Genomic DNA, 16,600 nt, shown 5'->3' on the forward strand with positions numbered 1-16,600 from the left:
GGCTGAACTCACTCTTTGAGACCTGAAAATCTGATGGGCAGGGACACGCCCAGCGAGAAATCAGGTGCGTCTTCGGTAAGGCCAATACCAAGGCTGGTGTTCACGATGGTGGTATCACTCACGCGGGTACCCAGCGACATACTGAGGAAGCCACTCATCTGGTCCTGAGCAACGGCCTGAGTGCCATCACTAAAGGACAGGATGGTCTGGTCGCTGTAACTCAACTGGGCGGAGATGCTGAGGGAAATGTCGTAGGACAGCGAATAGGCGAAACCGGCGGAGCCGGAAAGCCCGAAGCCGGGTTCCAGTTCCTGTAACACCCTGGCGCCCCGGACTTGTTGGAGGTCCCTCTCAGGAAGGTTGTAGGTGGCGCTGGTAGACCCGAACACAACCACCGGGTCCAACACCTTTGAGAAACTTACGCCGCCGGCAACCGAATAGTAGCCGCTGCCGGTGGACAGTTGCTCGTCTATATCAATCTCATAGGGACTGACACCCGTCTTGGTTGTGAAAGTGCCGAAGACCGTCGTGGACATCTTGCCCGGCACGTAGGCAAAAGGCTGCCAGCGAGCGGTCGCGGAGATATCGCCAAAATCGTAGATGTTCAGTTCATCCTGGGTATCGTACTTAACCACCAGGGGTATCCGCGCACCGACAGTCAGGTTATCCAGCAGGCCATAATCGTAGGAAAACGCATTGGTGAAGTTGTGGGTCGCGGACGGCACCACATCGAGGTTGCGAACTGAACCGTCGGTGATCGCCAGGTCGAGACGCTGGTCACCGGTGTAGGAGTAATCGAACGAGTAGTTCAGGGAATGGGTACCCTTCTTCTGCAACGAGTAGCTGGTCTCGGCTGCCTGGAACACCTCTTCCAACTGTTTGGATGAATCCTCGTCACCCTCCTGCCTGGCAAGTGCCTCCCTCGCCTCGTCTACGTTTCCTTCCTGCGACAATGCCATGATTGGTAAAAGGCCAGTCACGGAAAAAAGGATAAAACCTCGCACTAACCAACGATTCATCCTGACTCCCTTATTTCTAATTGTATTGTTTCCTGTGTGCCGGCTTTGCGCCCGGCACGTTAATGGCGCCGGTAGAACAGCTGCTTCCGGGTATTCTCAACGCTGCCGTCCGGATTATTCTTCCGGCGTTCCAGCATGTTTCTGATCCGGCGTTCCGTGGATTCATGGAATTCGGGTAACTTCTGCAACGCCAGCAACGTCAATGTCTGGTCGTCCACAAACCGGAGGTCCTCCTCTTTCAACTCCAGGTAATCCAGCGGCTTGTCACTGCCGGGGAACACAATGAAGAGCACGTTGTCGTCCCAGCTCTCTTCAAACTGGGCGAGCGTGAAGGAGATATTGCCCACTGCCGGATCGGCGAGATACACCCGGCCGTCGCGGATGGTGCGCAGCACCACGAAGTGCTTGAAACCGGCGTGCTGGATGGGAACGATGGCCGGGTGATCGAGGTCAATCAGGTCATCAATCGTGGCGCGGAACCCGCCAGAGGGATAACCAAGGGCAGTAACGAGACGTTTCATGTCGAGCATGGAAAAGGCGCGGCGCTGCACAATCCGTTCACTTTCGCCATAGTGAAGCAGCCCCTCCATGACTTGCCGCTCACCAAGGTTTCTACCGAGGTAGAAATTCAGAACCGTGGTCAAGGCGGCGCTACCGCAGCTATAGTCGTAAGCCTGACGCACGATATTCCGGAACTTCTGCTCCACCAGAGGTTCCACCCGGGCGTCGGTTCTCAACTCAATGGGGCTGGTGTCGAAATCCTGCTCAATCACAATGGTGCCCTGTTCATAAGGCTCCACGACGACCGCCTCCTGGGCCATAGTGAAAGTGAGGATGGATCCGGCGAGTACCAGCAGCATGGTCAGACGAAGTCCCTGTTATTATTAGACATCACGTTTTCCGAGTTACATCTTGTTACGGTAAGATACCGAAATCGCTAACGCCTTAAAGATAACTGTGCCTCAAATCTGCCGCTGCAGAAGGGGCCCTCCCTGCCGGTTTTGAGAACTGGTTCATGCCCCTCAAATAGCGACAACGGGAAGTTGACGCAGAGCCACAAAGCCGGTATCACATTCTTTGCCACTGTCTGACACCAATTACTGAAGATCCTGATGACAACAACACTGAATCCGGGACAACTGACGTTCATCGCTGCCAAAAACCAGAGTCCACAACCACCACCCGCCCTTTTACACCGGGAAAAATTCAACGATCTTCTCCACGGCCTGGAACCGGTAAGCCTGCTGCTGGTGCATGCGCCCGCGGGCTATGGCAAAACCACCACGGTGGCGGACCGTCTTGAGGCACTGGAGGCCACCAGCGCCTGGTATCGCCTGGAGGTCGGCGACAACGACCCGGCCCGATTTGCAGGCTACCTGGCCAAGTCACTTGAGGTTGCAGCTCCCGGCAGCTGCAAGGCCACGCTGCGGAAATTGCAGGAGAAAGGGTACGACGATCTGGAGAGTTTTCTCACCGACCTCCTGGCCGAGCTTCCTTTGGACGGGCTGGACGGGGACCCGCTGTATCTGGTGCTGGACGACTATCACCTGATTGACAACGAGGTCATCCACAACGCGCTGCGCTTCCTGCTGCGGCATCAACCTGCCTGTCTGACGCTCGTCCTGATCACCCGGACGGTGCCCCCCATTGGCGTCGCGCAACTGAGGATGCAGGGACGGATGACCGAGATCACCTCACGGGATCTGGCCTTTGGTGCAGACGAAGCACAGAGCTACTTTGACAGCCGATTGCCGTTCGAGATTTCGCGGGAAAGCATCGAGCGAGCTGTCAGGCGGGTTGAAGGCTGGGTGTCGGCACTCCAGCTTCTGTCCGCATCCGCACTGACCAGCATCGAATTCAACGATTTTGTGGATCAGCTGGAGTACGGCAACCAGCACATCTTTGACTACTTTGACGAACTGGTTGGGCAGGGGCTGACGGAACAGCAGCGAACATTCCTGCTACGCACCAGCATACTGGACCGCTTCAACGCGCGGATGGTCATGCGGGTGATGGACGACAGCAATGGCCAGGCCCTGCTCAGTGGCCTTCTGTCCATGGGGCTGTTTATCACGCCCGTGGACAATTCCGCCCTGTGGTTCCGCTACCATCCGCTGTTTTCCGTCTATCTCCAGCACCTGTTGAGCTGCACCACCGAAGAAAACCGCCAACAGCTGCACCAACGGGCCAGTGACGCCTGGCTGGAACTGGACCACGCCGAAGAGGCCGCCCGCCACGCCATCGCCGCCGACGACGCGGACCGTATCACCCGCGTACTGACCATTCACGGCCGCAAGTTTTTCACCGAGGGCCAGTTTATCCTGCTGCAGCGTTGCCTCGACGCCCTGCCCCAGGATGTGATTGCCCAGGATCCGACGCTGACACTGCTCAGGGCCTGGGTGGCCCAGGGCCAGTACAAGTTTGACGAAGTTGAAAACTGGTTGTCGGCTGCGGAAACCCGTCTGGAAGCATCCATGACGGAAGACACCCAGCGCGCCGTGCATGGTGAGTTCAGTGCCATTCGTGCCCAGGTCGCCATGAATTATGGGGATGGAGAACGAGCCCTGGCCCTCGCCCGCGAGGCCATCGACCAGGAAGCCCGCTACTTGCCCACCTCCCGGGTGGCGGCGGCCTCTGTCATTGGGGAAGCTCTGTTTGTCCAGGGCGAACTGGAAGAAGCCCTCGCCCGTATGCAGGAAACCGAACACCTCGCCCGGGCGCACCAGGCCCACCAGAACGTGCTCTGGGCACTGTGTCAGCAGTCTGAAATCAGCGTTGCGATGGGCTTGTTGCAGAAGGCCTACAACATCCAGGAACGGGGTTTCCAGTACGCCGAGGAAAACCACCTCAACCACCTGCCAATACTGGAATTCCTGTTCCGCATCCGCAGTCAGATCATGTGGGAATGGCACCATCTGGAAAATGCTGAGCGGTGTGCGCTCCAGGGCATCGAAATCCTGGAAGCCCAGGGCGAGCGCTGGTACGTGCAAAGCTATACATCGCTGGCCAAGGTGGCCCATGCCAGGGGCCGGCAAAGCCTGTGCGCGGACTACATCGCCAAGATGCAGAAAATGCTCGCCTCCGGCGACTATCATCTGGACTGGGTCGCCAATGCCCACGCCACCATGCTCGCCTACTGGGATGCGGTTCGGGACCGGGAAGCCATACAACGCTGGCTGACCATCGCACCGCCCGTCGACCCCACCACAGCGACCAACCACTTCAATCAATGCAACGGTCGCAACCGGGCTCGGGCGTACATGAGCCTGGGCCTGTACAGCAAAGCGCAGCCTCTGCTGACAGGACTGCAAGCCGTCGCGGAACAGGTGGGTCTTAAAACCGACCTCAACCGCAACCATATCGCGCTGGCGCTGCTTTACTGGGACACTGAAGACCGTGAGAACGCCCTGAAGCACATGGTCGCCGCGCTCCAACTGGCCAGCACCACCGGGGCCGTCGGCAGCTTCCTGCGTATGGGCAAGGTGCTGATCGTGATCCTGAAAGCGCTGATCAATGACGAAGCGATTGACGGAATGGAACTGCAGCGCGCCGAACGCCTGATCCAGCTGGCTCAGCAACAACGGGATTTCAGCCGCGCCATCCGGATTTCACTGGACGAAGCCATCATTCAGGATATTATCGACCGGCCTGATGTACCCGAACTGATCCGCACATCTCCCCTTACCCGCCGGGAATGGCAGATACTCAGTCTGATCCACGCCGGCCTGTCGAATGACCAGATCGCCGAACACCTGAAAGTCGCCTCCACGACGGTGAAGACGCACATTCGCAGCCTCTACCAGAAGCAGAACATCAGCCACCGGTCAGAGGCCATTGAACTGGCCAAAGACCTGCTCAGCAAGATTCAGGGGGAGTGATAGGGGTTCAGTCTTCGGCGCACTTCACGCAGACTGTGGTGTAGGGCAGAACCTGCAGGCGCCGTGGATCAATGTCTTCGCCGCACCCCTCACATTCGTCCCCGAGCCCTTCAGCAAGGCGTTCAAGGGCGTGTTCGATCTGGGCCAGCTCGTTGCGGGTTTCCGTCTCCAGTGAATCGACCACTTCGTCGTTCTGGGTCTGTACGGCCTGCTCTTCGAAGTCTTTCTCCAGCGCGCCACCCTGGCGATGCTGGTGGGCTTCATACTTTGACAGGCGTGCCTTAAGGTCGGCACGCAGGGTTTCCAGTTCCGATTTGCGATTACTCATTGGGTGGGGCCTCCCCCGTCGGTTCAATTCCGAATGGTGACTTAATACAGTAAAGCATAAGACAGACAGTCAATCGCAGCACCGCGTGGAATATGTCACTATTCCCGGCTTTATGATTAACGGAGAAACACACCATGCTCTACACCACGGTAGCTGCCCTGGCGGCTGCACTCGTTCTGTTCACCTGGCTCGGGCTGCGGGCTCGCCTGGCCGATGGCGGCCTGGATGATTTCGTGACGGCCCGCAACAGTCAGGGCGCCCGGGCACTCGGGCTATCCTTCCTGGCGTCGGGTATGGGAGGCTGGATACTCTTCGCGCCCCCGGAAGTTGGCGCCCTGGTGGGGCCGGTGGCATTGGCCGGTTACGCCCTTGGCGCCGCCCTGCCCTTTATCGTGTTTGCCTTCTGTGGCCCGGCCATCCGGCGCTACCTGCCACAGGGCCGCAGCATTGGCGAGTTTGCCCAGGCCTGTTATGGCTCATCGGTTCGCCGCTACGTGTCGCTGATCTCCGTGCTCTACATGCTGTGCTTCCTCACCGCCGAACTCACCGCCATCGGCGCCATCACCTCATTGCTGTCGGGCGTGAATGGGAACCTTGCGGTGCTTGGCGTGGCCGTTGCCACACTTATATACACCACCTGGGGTGGCCTGCGAGCCAGCATCGTCACGGACCAGTGGCAGGCGTTCCTGCTGATCGGGCTACTGGCCATTGTCGGATTCGTGGCAATGGACCGGCTACCGGAACTGCAAATGGCTGACGCCCCCTCCGCGCCAGTAGGCAGTGCCCTGGGCGTTGCCCTGACACTGGTGATCGCCGTAACCGCCGCTAATCTGTTTCACCAGGGCTACTGGCAGCGCCTGTGGTCCGCCCGCGATACTTCGGCGCTGCGCAGCGGCGCCCTGTTGGGCGGCCTGGTGACTATTATCGTGGTTGCCGTAGTCGGCGGCCTGGGCATTGCCGCCGCCATGAGCGGTGCAGATCTCGGATCTCCACCCATTCCGTTCTTTGCACTACTATCCGGCGCCCCCGCATGGCTGACCATTCCCGCCCTGGTACTGGCCCTCACACTAGTCGCCTCATCCGTGGACACACTCCAGAACGCCCTGGCCTCCCTGGCAGTAACTGAAAAACAAGGGCTCTCCATCATATCGGCACGATGGGTGACCGTCCTCCTGATGATTCCCGTGGTGATAGTCGCACTCCAGGGCGTCTCGGTACTGAGATTGTTCCTGATCGCCGACCTGCTCTGCGCGACGGCGGTGATACCGGTATTGATGGGGCTATGGAAGCGAATGACCACTACCGCAGCCGTATTTGGCGGCCTGGCCGGCCTGGCGGGGGCGATCATTCCTGGCTGGGTGACTGGTGGCAGTCTGACGGCGGGCCTCCTGGCCGCCAGCTTCCCCGGTGGCATCCCTACCCTGGCCCCCTTCCTGGGTGCCCTGTCCGCCTCCGCTGTGGTTAGCGTGGTGATAACGCTGGTTTGGGGGCGGAACAGGCACTGAGTATTCCGGTAGGAAATGTCTAACACACCAAGGCAATGGGGGCGTTATGCAGGGAGGGAAGGTGACATTTAAGGCGAGCCTGTGAAAGTAGTTTCAGTTTGTTCCGGCCCAGGCGTGCCTCCAACGGAGAGTCTTGTCGCCGCTTCGTTCTGACAAGACTGCCGCTGAAAATAAGCGTTATACAATACGAGGCAAGAAATGAACAAAGGAGTATTGACATTTTTCTGTGGAAAAATGGGGGCAGGTAAAACGACAAAGTCTCTTGAAGTTGCCCATGAGCGAAACGCCGTGCTGCTTTCTGAAGACGAGTGGCTTGCGTCAGTCTATCCGGATAGCATCAAGACACTGGAAGATTACGTAAAATATGCTGGTCGGCTCAAGCCTCAAATGAAGAAGCTGACTCAATCGATCTTGGCGACGGGAACTAACGTAGTAATGGACTTTCCTGCAAATACAATTTCGCAACGAGAGTGGTTTAAAAGCATTTTCTCTGAGATCCAGGCCCCTCACGAGCTGATTTACATCGATCAGCCAAATGAGATTTGCTTGGGGCAAATCGCAAAAAGGCGAATAGAGCAGCCACAGAGAGCGGCAACTGATACGGAAGAGATGTTTGAGCTCGTTACAAAGTACTTTGTTGCCCCCACACCTGATGAAGGATTCAACACAATCATAATTACGGCACATGCACAATAATCGCAGGTACGGGGTGAGTCTATTCGTGAGGGGATGGATTCCCCCTAAAGGAGGTCTCCCGGCATGGATGTAAAAGGTTTAAATCGCGGCGCCTGCCATTGCGGCAGTGTCCAATTCGAAGTTGATCTTCCCGGTGGCTTTGAGGACTTGAGCCGTTGCAATTGCTCAATGTGCGCACGTCGTGGCGCTGTCGTGACCTCGGTTCCGTTAGATGCTTTCAGGATCCTGCAGGGAGCAGAGAATTTGACGCTCTATCAGTTCAATACCAAAACGGCTGAACACTACTTCTGCGCTACCTGCGGGATCTATACACACCATAGACGGCGCTCAAACCCGAATCAGTTTGGGGTGAACGTGGCGTGTATAGAGGGGGTAAATCCATTCGAGCTGGGCGATATTCCTACCACGGATGGCATCAACCACTCGTCTGATCGCCGCTAATCGCTGGTTGCAGATTAGTCCCGGCCTAACGGCCGGGACTCGATAGCCAATAGCGTCCGCTCAACCAGAGAGCAGTTCGATCGGATAGCGGATAGTCGTCCTGTCGACACCCGGGCGGGCGCCGAAGTCCACCAGCCGCAGGCGGTTGCAGATTTTCTTTTCAAGGGCTGGTTCGTTCAGGGTGGATTCCACCACCGAACAGCTTGAGACCGCCCCACTCTCTTCAATCACCAGTTCCGGCGTTACGCTGCCCTGCAGGGAGGGTTTGCGGCGCAGTTCGCGGTTGTAGATGCTGTAGATGGCCGACTTGTTGGCGTCCATGGTGCGGCGTAGCTCTTCGCGGCTGCGCTTGCTGGCAGCGGCCTGTTGCTCGCGCTCGGCGGCTTTTGCCTGGGCGACCACTTCTTCCGCTTCCTCCACCTGTGCCCGTTGCCGTTCAGCCAGGGCGACCTCGCGGGTTTCGCGGGTCAGGTTGGATTCATCCACACCGGAGCTGCGACCGGTGTTGGCCCTCTGGGCCAGGGTATCGCCCGTCTTGCGGGCGATTGGTTCCGCTGTTGTCACCGTCGCCGGGGTATCCAGTTTGACGGATTTGCCCAGGGCACTCAGCTTGGAGAGCTCATCGCCCATGGCGAGGATACCGGTGTTTTTTGCCTTTTCCCGGGCTTTTTCGACATCCTGCTGTGTGGGCTCCGGCTTTTCAGCCACCTGGGGTTCCGGCTCAGGCTCGGGTTCAGGCTCTGGTGCCGGCGGCTGGGGCACTGGCTCGGGTTCCGCAACGGGTTGCTCTTCCGGTTCCGGCTTTTCGGGTTCAGGCTCTGGTTCTGGCGTTTTCAGTTCCGGGGGTGGTGGCGGTTCCTGTTTCTCAACAATCAGCTTCGCCAATTGCGGCGGCAGGGCTTCACGCTCTTTGCGATCCTGCTCTGGCAACTCAACCCAGGTGATGTACGCGGCTGCCACAAGGAACAACGGGACCACGAGGGTAGCAACCGCAAACAAGCGCTTGCGTTCTCCGGCCTCCTGATTCCAGGGCAATCCCTGACGATACTCTGCCACAGCTAGGCTCCCTGCTCTGTTTTCTGGTTTACAGCCAGTGAAATACTGGCGTAGCCCGCGTCCACGCAGGTGGACATGATTTTCTTCAACAGTTCATAGGGCAGTTCGCGATCGGCAAGGATGGTGATGGGGCGCCCTGCATCCGGTGCCGGAGCACTGGAGCGGCTGGCCTGGTAGTCCAGCTCTTCCTTCAGGGCGGGCTCTACCTGACCACTAAAGGCCTGGAGCACGTCCCGCTTCATCACAACACGGCCGTTCACCAGGATATCGTTGTCCGTGACCGTCAGCGCGAGCACATCACCCGGGGGCTGCTGGGCACTGGAGTCCGGCAGCTTGATGGCGTTGTCCTGGTTCAGCACCTGCACATCGGAGGATGAATTCACCATCAGGAAGAACACCAGGATGGTAAAGATGTCCATCAACGACACCAGGTTCAGCTTGCTCTGTTGTTTGCCCCGCCGATGATGGCGCTTCAGGCGTTTGGCTTTCGCAGACTCTTTCATGACTGTTCAGCCCTCTTCGGTGCGTCGCCCAGTGAGATCTCGGGGAACAGCTCGGCCTCAACGACATCACCTGCGACAACCGCTTCGTAAGAGCGCACCTTGTCCATGACCGACACCAGCGTCTGATATGAGGTGTCGCTGGACGGCATAATGATGATGTTGCGTTTGTCCGGGAGCCTGCCCTTAAGCTCCTTCATGACCTTACCGAGCATCTCGAAATCGTGGGCCGCTTCGCGGTTGGCAATGGTCTTGATCACGCCGCCCTGGTTGTCGGACACCACAAGCTGGTCTTCAAAAATGACGACCTGTAACTGGAGTTCTTTCTGTTCTTCAACGGAACTGCTATCCACATCTGGGAAGTTCAGCTCCAGCACGCTGGTGTGTGCAAACACCATATTCAGCAGCAGGACCGGAACCAGCACGATCATCAGGTTCATGAACGGTGTGATATCCAGGTCCGCTTCGCTGCGAAGCCGACGATGCTTACGCCTCATGGCTTTAGCTCCCTGATTGAACCGTTACGCCACTGACCCGGCGGGGTTGGCCGCACGGGAAGCAGGCTCTGCTGGGCGGGCAGCGGCGGCAGCCGGTGCCTGCGGCCTTGCGCCTGTTCCGTCGGTGATCAGGTTCAGCACCTTGATGCCGGCCATCTCGAAGCTGTCGATGATTTCGTTGGTCTTGGTCTGGAGCACTGAGTGGATCAACAGCAGCGGGATCGCAGACATCAGGCCGAAGGCCGTCGTGTTCATCGCTACGGAGATACTCTGGGACAGCAGGCTCGCCTTTTGAGACGGGTCCGCCGCGGCAACCGCGGTAAAGGCCGCGATCAGGCCGATGATGGTGCCGAGCAGGCCCATCAGCGTGGAAATGTTGGCCAGCGTAGACAGATACTGGGTACGCTTCTCGAGGCGGGGCATGACTTCCAGAAGCCCCTCTTCCATCGCGTACTCGATCTCTTCCCGGGACTGGCGACGGGCCAGGCGCTGGAGGCCGAAACCGATCATGGAGGCCATGGCACTGCCAGACTCAGTAGCGTAGTTCAGCGCGCCCTTAAGATCCTTACCACCAATCATGTGGTGCAACCGGTTGAAATCACGACGATTAGTGATCTTCTGGGCAGACAGGTATATGTAACGTTCAGCGGCAACGATGAGTCCGATAATCAGCACGATGGCGATCGGATACATGAAAAAGCCACCTTCCTGGAAGAAGCGAACGGCAGTTTCAATCATTTTCAGGGCACTCCATAGTCCGTATTTGCTGGCTAGTGTATGCGGCAACGGCCCCGGTGGGGGTAAGTTCACGCAAGTCTTTGTAGCGGTTTGTTTTTACATGCGTATGTGCACAGACAATGTGTGACACGCGTCTCACTCTGACGTTGAGTCAGGACGTCCGGACACCGTCGAATCCTCCGCTGAGGTGCGGAAATACTGATGATAGGACACCAGGCGCTGAAATTCCTGGCGCTCCAGCGGCGCAATAGGGCGCTGTAGCATCAACTGCTCGTCCGGCCGGGCCAGCGACTGCACGGCGGGAGGCTGCCAGGGCACCAGGTAAAGCACCGTCGGCACTTCCTGGTCACCGCGAATTCGCGTGCCTTCGATCGTCACAACACCGTCCTGGGCGACGCAGGGAAATGCGATGATCAACAGCAATAGACTGAGTAGGTGTTTTCTAGCGGTCATAAGCGGTTCCTGACATCGAATATCCAGTCCTTGAGGCGCGGATTCGGCTCTTCCGCCAGCGACTGATACTGCTCGTAGAGAGGCAAAGCCTCCTCGAGCCGGCCGAGGTAGATATCCAGCAGGATGGCCAAATTCAGCATGGCCGGCAGGTGATTCGGATCGGCTTCCAGGGCTTGCCGGTAAAGCGTTTCAGCGTGCTCGAACTCGCCCTGCTCCCGGGCCATGACTCCGAGATGGGTCAACGCTGCGCTGTGTTGCGGGTCGCGCTCAAGCACCTGTTGGAAATACCCTTCAGCGGCTTCGGGGTTGCCCTCTTGCAGTGCAATAATGCCGAGATTGGCCAAGGGTCCGGTTCGCTCTGGGTCGGCCTGATGGATCTGTTCAAACAGGTTCCGCGCGTTATCGGTATCCCCTCCCCTGAGCAAGGCAACCGCCTCGCTGAAGTCCTGCGTTAACTCGGCCTCCCGGGCCTGGCGCTCTGCCTCCGCCACATCTGCCGGGTCGGTTTTGGGCGAGGACGCACAACCGGCCACCAGCACGACAGCCAGCAGCAGGCCCACTCGCGTCCACCCCTGGAATGACCTAACCCAGCTCATCGACAACCTCTACGGTGATTTCAGGTTTGTTGTAGCGGCCCGGAAGCAGGGTTTTCAGGGCTTCGTAACTGCGCTGAACCCATTCATCGAAAATGCCGTTGCGGGCGCGGCTGGCGTTCTGTTCATGAATGTCGATGGCGTTGTCCTCAAACGGGTAGGCCTGCTCTTCCAGCAAAAGCTCGTACTGAGATAACTCCAGCTCCGACAATCCTTCTGGTCGCTCCGACTCCATCAGGTCACGACCGAGGCGCGCGTAGATGTGTGCAATCTGATAGCCGGCTTCGGTGGAGAAGGACGACACGCCGTAACTCGCGGTTTTCTGGTAGGCGGTAACGGCCTCTTCCAGTGCCTCGGTCTTGGCTGCCATGCTCTGATTCAGCGGCAAGGTCAGGCGAATGCTGTCGTAATAGGCCAGAGCTTCCCGGGCCAGGATCGCCGAAGCTTCGGCCGCCAGGTAACGCATGCGGTCGTCCGCCTCGTCGGGATTGTCGTCCACGGTCTCCATCTGCTTGCGCAGCCAGAAACGGCGGCTGCTGTCGTCGCCAATCCCGTCGTACAGGCCGGCCAGGCTGTTGGCGGCCTCCATGTAAACGTCCAGTGGTTCAGGATAGGTATTGGCATACCGCCGCCAGGTGTCGATGGCCTTGCCAGTATTTCCCGCACGTTCGTACAGATCCGCGGCGATCAGCAGGTTCTCGCGCTTCTCCTCGTCCGTGGTGGCCATCGCAATCAGGTTGTTCAGCTCATCCCCGGCTTTCTCCCACTGCTCTGTCTCGCGGTAGGCCAGTGCCAGGCGCGCTGGCAGGGTATCGATTTGTTCGTGTTCGGGGTAGCGGGTCCGAAACGCCACCATCACATCGATGGCATCCTGCCAGTGGCTAAGCTCAATCAGCAGGGTGGCAGCATCGTATTCAGCGTTGGCCCTCAGAGCCGAGGTGGGCGCAACCACGCCCACACGCAGGAATTCACTAACCGCTCCGGCGGTATCACCGGCATCCGCCAGCGCTTCCGCCTGACGGAAAACGGACGCGGCCAGGCTTTCAATGACATCCGGCCGCCGCTCATCGGCCTCTGCCATGACGCGCAAGGCCTGTTGATAGGTGGTTTCCGCCTCGGCGTATCGGGCCAGCTCAAACAGGCTGTGGGCTTTCAGCAACCAGGTTTCCGTGAGGATATCCGCCCCGGGCGCGGGAACTCGGGCAATCATGCGATCCGCCATTTCAACCACCTGCCCATAGCGATAGCGCTCGAATTCGTGCTGCATGGCAATGTAGAGCACTTCTTCCGAGCGAGGGTCGTCGGGAAAGGCGTTCACGAATCGTTGACGATTCAGCTGCTGGAACTCGGTGTAATCATTGTAGGTTTCAGCGGGCTCACGGGGCCAGGTTTTGGCATATTCGCGGAAGGCCAGTACCGACGCATAGCCTGCCTCAGCGGCGCGTTCGGGTGGTTCTCCCTCCCATGGGAAGTCATAGGCCACACGTTCAAAGGCTTCGATAGCTTCCGGCCACTGAGCCAGTTCTACATGGGTTTCACCCAGCAGGAACAGCATCTCCGGTGTGCGGGGGTGGGCCGGGAAGGTATCCGCGAAGGCCTCGTAATACACCGCCGCCTGACGATAATGCTCATCCGATTCCAAACCTTCTGTCTCGCCCGCCAGTACATAGTGGCGATTGGCAAGCTCCGGGATCAGCTCTTCCAGCTGCTGCCCGATATAGAACGCTGTCTCGTCATCCGCCTGTTGCAGGTAGGCACTGTGAATGCCGTAGTCCCGAACAAACGCCGCCTTGCGATCCGGTATGTCAGCGGTAAAGCCGGCCTGTGCCAGGGTGTCGATGATACGCATGTGGTACCGGGGCGCCCATGGGCTCAGTGGCCGCGCATCGATGTAGCGCTCGAATACATCAATGGCGTCTGTGTACTGTTCCCGCTCCAGCAAAAGGTCACTGTAGCGGTCATACACGAGGATTTCGTAGGGTTTCTCGCCGGTCTCACGGAAGATGGCCTGCAGGGTGTCCGCACCGTCCAGGTAAGACAGTGACAGGCCAAATACGCGGAACAGGTCTTCCATCATGGTGCGGTATTCCTGCCCGACGGATTCCACGTCCTGCTCTTCCGGCATGACCAGGTCCAGCACATTGATGTAGCTGAACAGGGCTTCCCGATAACTCCCCTGCTTGAACTGGCTCCAGCCCAGCATGTAGTGGGCGTTGACCAGGAACGAGGCGTCGTCCCTTCTGGCCGGGTCGGCGTCGATCACCGTGCGGAACGCCTGTTCAGCCTCGGTGTACCGGCGATTACTGAACAGCAAGTCACCGCGCCGGAACTGCGCCTCGACCCAGAATTGCGAATCCGGATGCTCATTCACCAGCGTTGTCAGTGTGGCAAGGTGTTCTTCGCTCATGCCGCGCAGATCGTAGGCGCGGGCCAACTGGTAAAGAACCTGATCATTACCGGGCCGCTCCGGATACCCAGCCAGCAGTTGTTCATAGGCTTCAATAGCCCCGGCCATCTCATCCTCTGCGGTTTCAACCATCTTGTTTTCCGCACGCTGGAATTCCAGGTCCGCCAGCCGGTGACGTACGGCAACCTGTTTGGCGGGGTCTTCCAACAGAGGCAACAAGGCGCGGTAACTGTCCATCACCTCCCCCAGAGATACTTCACTGGTGCCGCCCCGGGTATCCGGCGCAGGCTCGATGGTTTCCTCGATGGATTGAAGAGTGGCCAGAGTCCCCGGCTGGGGCTGTCTGTCATCCCCACCGCCGAATACATCCGGCATTGAAAGCGACTGGCAGCCCCCGAGGAGGCCTGCGACAAGCACTGGCAGAAGGGTATCCAGGCGCCTGCGGATTATCGGCTTAGTCACGGTCACCTCCCGCTTCGGTGGCCGGATTCGCCGCCGCACCATTGCGACCAAGGAAAAGCGTGTCCGCCAATCTTGCCGCTGCATGACGGGTTGCCCTGAGGTACCCCTGCACCTCCTGGCTCTGTTGCTGCAGTTCAGTATCCACCAGGGTAAGCAGTTCCGTTCGTGCTGCCGAGAGTGCCTTGTCCAACTCGCCCTGCAAACGTTGCAGCGCGGCCTGGCGGGCCTCTACCCGGGCTGCCAGGGCCTGATTTTCTCCACCCGATGCCATCTCCTGTTCAATCAACGCGCGCTGATCGACGAACACCTCCATGGCCCGGTCCAGTTCCCGCAGCTGCTTTTCGGCAGCCCAACGATTGACCGCGTAATCATCGGCAATGCGCCAGTTGAAATAGGCGTTCATCCGCTGGAAGGTTTCACGCTGTTTGCGGGTGGATTCGTCCTCCGGCAGCTGCGACAGGGTCTTTTCCACCTGCGCCAGTCGGTCCGCCAGTTCGTGCTGTTCCTGCGTCATGAAGAAGCGCAGATCCTCTCTGGCCAACGCGTCTTCAATAGCGCTGCGGTACTCAGCCTGTCGCGCCAGCCATTGATCCGCGTTGAGCGCATCAAGTGCGTCGCGGGTCTCGCGGATACGTTGCTCCCGCTGTTGGGCACGGGTTTCCAGCATGATATCGAAGGATTCCAACTGCGTTTGCCATTGGCCAAGGGAATCGCGCAACCGATAGAGTTCATGCAGATCACGCAGGGACAGCTGAAAGGACTCCGTCGCCAACAATCCAGCCAGGCTGTAATCCCCGGGCCGGACCTTTACACGCCCATAGGCATCGGTCAGTACGGTTGTTTCTCCCGGTTCGGGACGAACCATCTCCGCGTCCATCGATCCGGGCTGCCCGGGACTATCGCCCTCACGCACGAAGCGAAGCGCCTCGATCAATCGCGCTTCGGTTAGCTGCTCCCGCTCATCCGACAGGCGAGTACTCAGTGACTGGTAATGACTGGCAGCCTCACGGTACGCCTGCAGCGCCTGCTGTTGACGATCCATCTGCTCGAACAGGAAGCCGCGGGCATAAGGCACCTGCTGTAGCCAGGGTGTGAACAGAGGGCGTTGTTGAAGGGTATTCAACGCTTGCAACGCCAGGCCCGCCCTACCTTCGCGAGAGGCTGCAACTGCATAATCGAACAGGGCCTGGTCGGAAAACACGCCGTCGAGGGCGATCTGCTCAAGGCTGGCCATGGCGCCGGCGAAATCACCTCTGCTGAGATGAAGACGACCAATGGAGAGCTTTACCCGCTCCCGAAGTGCCGACATTTCGTTGGCTAACGGCGGCTCGAATTCGGGCAGCTCGCCAAGCAAGCTATCGAGGCTGGCCAAAGCGTCCATCGCCTCTTCCGTCTGGCCTTCAGACAGCATGCCAACAGCCTGGTTGTAATGCAGGTAAGCACGCCAGGGTGAGCTCTCTGGCAGCGAGTCGATCAGTTCGTCAACGGTTTCGCCACTGGTCCCGGCCGTTCCGGACAGGGCCAACTGGCCCCGAAGGTACAGCCACTCGTGGTAAAGCTCGTCGCTTTCGTCCTGCAACAGCTCGTCATCCACCCGCTCAAGGGCATCTCGCGCCGCGGTCGGATCCTGCTCAAGGTAGAACACTTTGCCCAGATAGAACCAGGCCTGGTTGCGGGTACCCGGCGCCACCGCTGCGTTCTCGTCCAGTAACTCCCGGAACAGCGCGCCGGCTTCGTGGGTCATACCGTAGGACAGCATCAGGCCGCCCTCTACGAGCGCCGGATGGTCACCATGACCATCGATGCCGCCTTCGGCGGAGGCCACGTTTAGGCGGGTCAGCGCCTCAAACGCATTGCCCTGATAATACTCAAACAGAGCCACACCATAGGCAGGATCACTTGCGCGCTGCGGCAGTTCATCACCCACAGCCACCGGACCATGAAGCAACGCCGCAAGCGTACCGGCAAGAGTCAGTCCCGCCGGGGCGCCCGTCGTCATTCGGTTCAGCCACTCAATCACGGACCGC

15 protein-coding genes are annotated in these 16,600 nt (G+C 58.9%); 4 read left to right on the forward strand and 11 right to left on the reverse strand.

The genetic code is table 11. From position 1 onward, the window contains the following. Window positions 1–8 precede the first annotated feature (8 nt). A complete protein-coding gene (locus tag JJO78_RS10085) occupies window positions 9–1,019 on the reverse strand; it encodes a transporter (RefSeq protein WP_273623573.1) in 1,011 nt (336 codons plus the stop codon). A gap of 59 nt (window positions 1,020–1,078) precedes the next feature. Further along, on the reverse strand, window positions 1,079–1,879 hold the full coding sequence (locus JJO78_RS10090; RefSeq protein WP_273623575.1) for a C39 family peptidase: 801 nt from the start codon (window positions 1,877–1,879) through the stop codon (window positions 1,079–1,081). A 252-nt stretch (window positions 1,880–2,131) separates the two neighbouring features. Here JJO78_RS10090 and malT point away from each other — a divergent pair, with 252 nt between their 5' ends. Continuing rightward, window positions 2,132–4,897 carry an HTH-type transcriptional regulator MalT gene (gene malT / locus JJO78_RS10095; RefSeq protein WP_085680179.1) on the forward strand — a complete coding sequence of 922 codons (2,766 nt, stop codon included), beginning with the start codon at window positions 2,132–2,134 and terminating at the stop codon, window positions 4,895–4,897. Between the two features lie 7 nt (window positions 4,898–4,904). Here the strand turns inward: malT and JJO78_RS10100 are convergent, their stop codons facing one another. Then, window positions 4,905–5,225: a TraR/DksA family transcriptional regulator gene (locus JJO78_RS10100; RefSeq protein WP_041334219.1), complete on the reverse strand. Its 321-nt coding sequence runs from the start codon at window positions 5,223–5,225 to the stop codon at window positions 4,905–4,907. Window positions 5,226–5,359: 134 nt separating this feature from the next. Between JJO78_RS10100 and JJO78_RS10105 the strand changes: the two genes are divergently transcribed. From JJO78_RS10105 to JJO78_RS10115, 3 genes are all read left to right on the forward strand, one after another. Next, window positions 5,360–6,730: a sodium:solute symporter family transporter gene (locus JJO78_RS10105; protein WP_273623577.1), complete on the forward strand. Its 1,371-nt coding sequence runs from the start codon at window positions 5,360–5,362 to the stop codon at window positions 6,728–6,730. Between the two features lie 198 nt (window positions 6,731–6,928). Next, a complete protein-coding gene (locus tag JJO78_RS10110) occupies window positions 6,929–7,426 on the forward strand; it encodes an AAA family ATPase (protein ID WP_273623578.1) in 498 nt (165 codons plus the stop codon). A gap of 63 nt (window positions 7,427–7,489) precedes the next feature. Further along, window positions 7,490–7,867 (forward strand): GFA family protein, encoded by a 378-nt coding sequence (locus JJO78_RS10115; protein ID WP_273623579.1) that lies wholly within the window; start codon window positions 7,490–7,492, stop codon window positions 7,865–7,867. Between the two features lie 60 nt (window positions 7,868–7,927). Here JJO78_RS10115 and JJO78_RS10120 read toward each other — a convergent pair whose 3' ends face one another. The 8 genes from JJO78_RS10120 to JJO78_RS10155 form a co-directional block, all read right to left on the reverse strand. Next, window positions 7,928–8,923 (reverse strand): AgmX/PglI C-terminal domain-containing protein, encoded by a 996-nt coding sequence (locus tag JJO78_RS10120; RefSeq protein WP_273623581.1) that lies wholly within the window; start codon window positions 8,921–8,923, stop codon window positions 7,928–7,930. Between the two features lie 2 nt (window positions 8,924–8,925). Next, the gene (locus tag JJO78_RS10125; RefSeq protein ID WP_041334208.1) at window positions 8,926–9,426 is read right to left on the reverse strand and encodes an ExbD/TolR family protein; all 501 of its coding nucleotides are present in this window, start codon (window positions 9,424–9,426) and stop codon (window positions 8,926–8,928) included. After that, the gene (locus JJO78_RS10130; protein WP_085680171.1) at window positions 9,423–9,920 is read right to left on the reverse strand and encodes an ExbD/TolR family protein; all 498 of its coding nucleotides are present in this window, start codon (window positions 9,918–9,920) and stop codon (window positions 9,423–9,425) included. The genes JJO78_RS10125 and JJO78_RS10130 overlap by 4 nt, the downstream gene beginning before the upstream one ends. A gap of 24 nt (window positions 9,921–9,944) precedes the next feature. Beyond that, entirely contained in the window at window positions 9,945–10,658 is a 714-nt protein-coding gene (locus tag JJO78_RS10135) for a MotA/TolQ/ExbB proton channel family protein (protein WP_041334205.1), read from the reverse strand. A 135-nt stretch (window positions 10,659–10,793) separates the two neighbouring features. After that, entirely contained in the window at window positions 10,794–11,111 is a 318-nt protein-coding gene (locus JJO78_RS10140) for a hypothetical protein (RefSeq protein WP_228209746.1), read from the reverse strand. Beyond that, window positions 11,108–11,707 (reverse strand): tetratricopeptide repeat protein, encoded by a 600-nt coding sequence (locus tag JJO78_RS10145; protein WP_228301342.1) that lies wholly within the window; start codon window positions 11,705–11,707, stop codon window positions 11,108–11,110. The genes JJO78_RS10140 and JJO78_RS10145 overlap by 4 nt, the downstream gene beginning before the upstream one ends. Further along, window positions 11,694–14,573: a tetratricopeptide repeat protein gene (locus JJO78_RS10150; RefSeq protein ID WP_273623586.1), complete on the reverse strand. Its 2,880-nt coding sequence runs from the start codon at window positions 14,571–14,573 to the stop codon at window positions 11,694–11,696. The genes JJO78_RS10145 and JJO78_RS10150 overlap by 14 nt, the downstream gene beginning before the upstream one ends. After that, window positions 14,566–16,593 (reverse strand): hypothetical protein, encoded by a 2,028-nt coding sequence (locus tag JJO78_RS10155; RefSeq protein WP_273623587.1) that lies wholly within the window; start codon window positions 16,591–16,593, stop codon window positions 14,566–14,568. The genes JJO78_RS10150 and JJO78_RS10155 overlap by 8 nt, the downstream gene beginning before the upstream one ends. Window positions 16,594–16,600: the final 7 nt, after the last annotated feature.

Origin of the sequence: Marinobacter sp. DS40M6, from assembly GCF_028581595.1 — a bacterium.
Taxonomy (GTDB): domain Bacteria; phylum Pseudomonadota; class Gammaproteobacteria; order Pseudomonadales; family Oleiphilaceae; genus Marinobacter; species Marinobacter salarius.

What these genes read in the sequence shown, in the direction of transcription:
- JJO78_RS10085 (WP_273623573.1), bottom strand. Translation starts at nt 1,019, where the DNA reads ATGAATCGTTGGTTAGTGCGAGGTTTTATCCTTTTTTCCGTGACTGGC.
- JJO78_RS10090 (WP_273623575.1), bottom strand. Translation starts at nt 1,879, where the DNA reads ATGCTGCTGGTACTCGCCGGATCCATCCTCACTTTCACTATGGCCCAG.
- malT (WP_085680179.1), top strand. Translation starts at nt 2,132, where the DNA reads ATGACAACAACACTGAATCCGGGACAACTGACGTTCATCGCTGCCAAA.
- JJO78_RS10100 (WP_041334219.1), bottom strand. Translation starts at nt 5,225, where the DNA reads ATGAGTAATCGCAAATCGGAACTGGAAACCCTGCGTGCCGACCTTAAG.
- JJO78_RS10105 (WP_273623577.1), top strand. Translation starts at nt 5,360, where the DNA reads ATGCTCTACACCACGGTAGCTGCCCTGGCGGCTGCACTCGTTCTGTTC.
- JJO78_RS10110 (WP_273623578.1), top strand. Translation starts at nt 6,929, where the DNA reads ATGAACAAAGGAGTATTGACATTTTTCTGTGGAAAAATGGGGGCAGGT.
- JJO78_RS10115 (WP_273623579.1), top strand. Translation starts at nt 7,490, where the DNA reads ATGGATGTAAAAGGTTTAAATCGCGGCGCCTGCCATTGCGGCAGTGTC.
- JJO78_RS10125 (WP_041334208.1), bottom strand. Translation starts at nt 9,426, where the DNA reads ATGAAAGAGTCTGCGAAAGCCAAACGCCTGAAGCGCCATCATCGGCGG.
- JJO78_RS10130 (WP_085680171.1), bottom strand. Translation starts at nt 9,920, where the DNA reads ATGAGGCGTAAGCATCGTCGGCTTCGCAGCGAAGCGGACCTGGATATC.
- JJO78_RS10135 (WP_041334205.1), bottom strand. Translation starts at nt 10,658, where the DNA reads ATGATTGAAACTGCCGTTCGCTTCTTCCAGGAAGGTGGCTTTTTCATG.
- JJO78_RS10140 (WP_228209746.1), bottom strand. Translation starts at nt 11,111, where the DNA reads ATGACCGCTAGAAAACACCTACTCAGTCTATTGCTGTTGATCATCGCA.
- JJO78_RS10145 (WP_228301342.1), bottom strand. Translation starts at nt 11,707, where the DNA reads ATGAGCTGGGTTAGGTCATTCCAGGGGTGGACGCGAGTGGGCCTGCTG.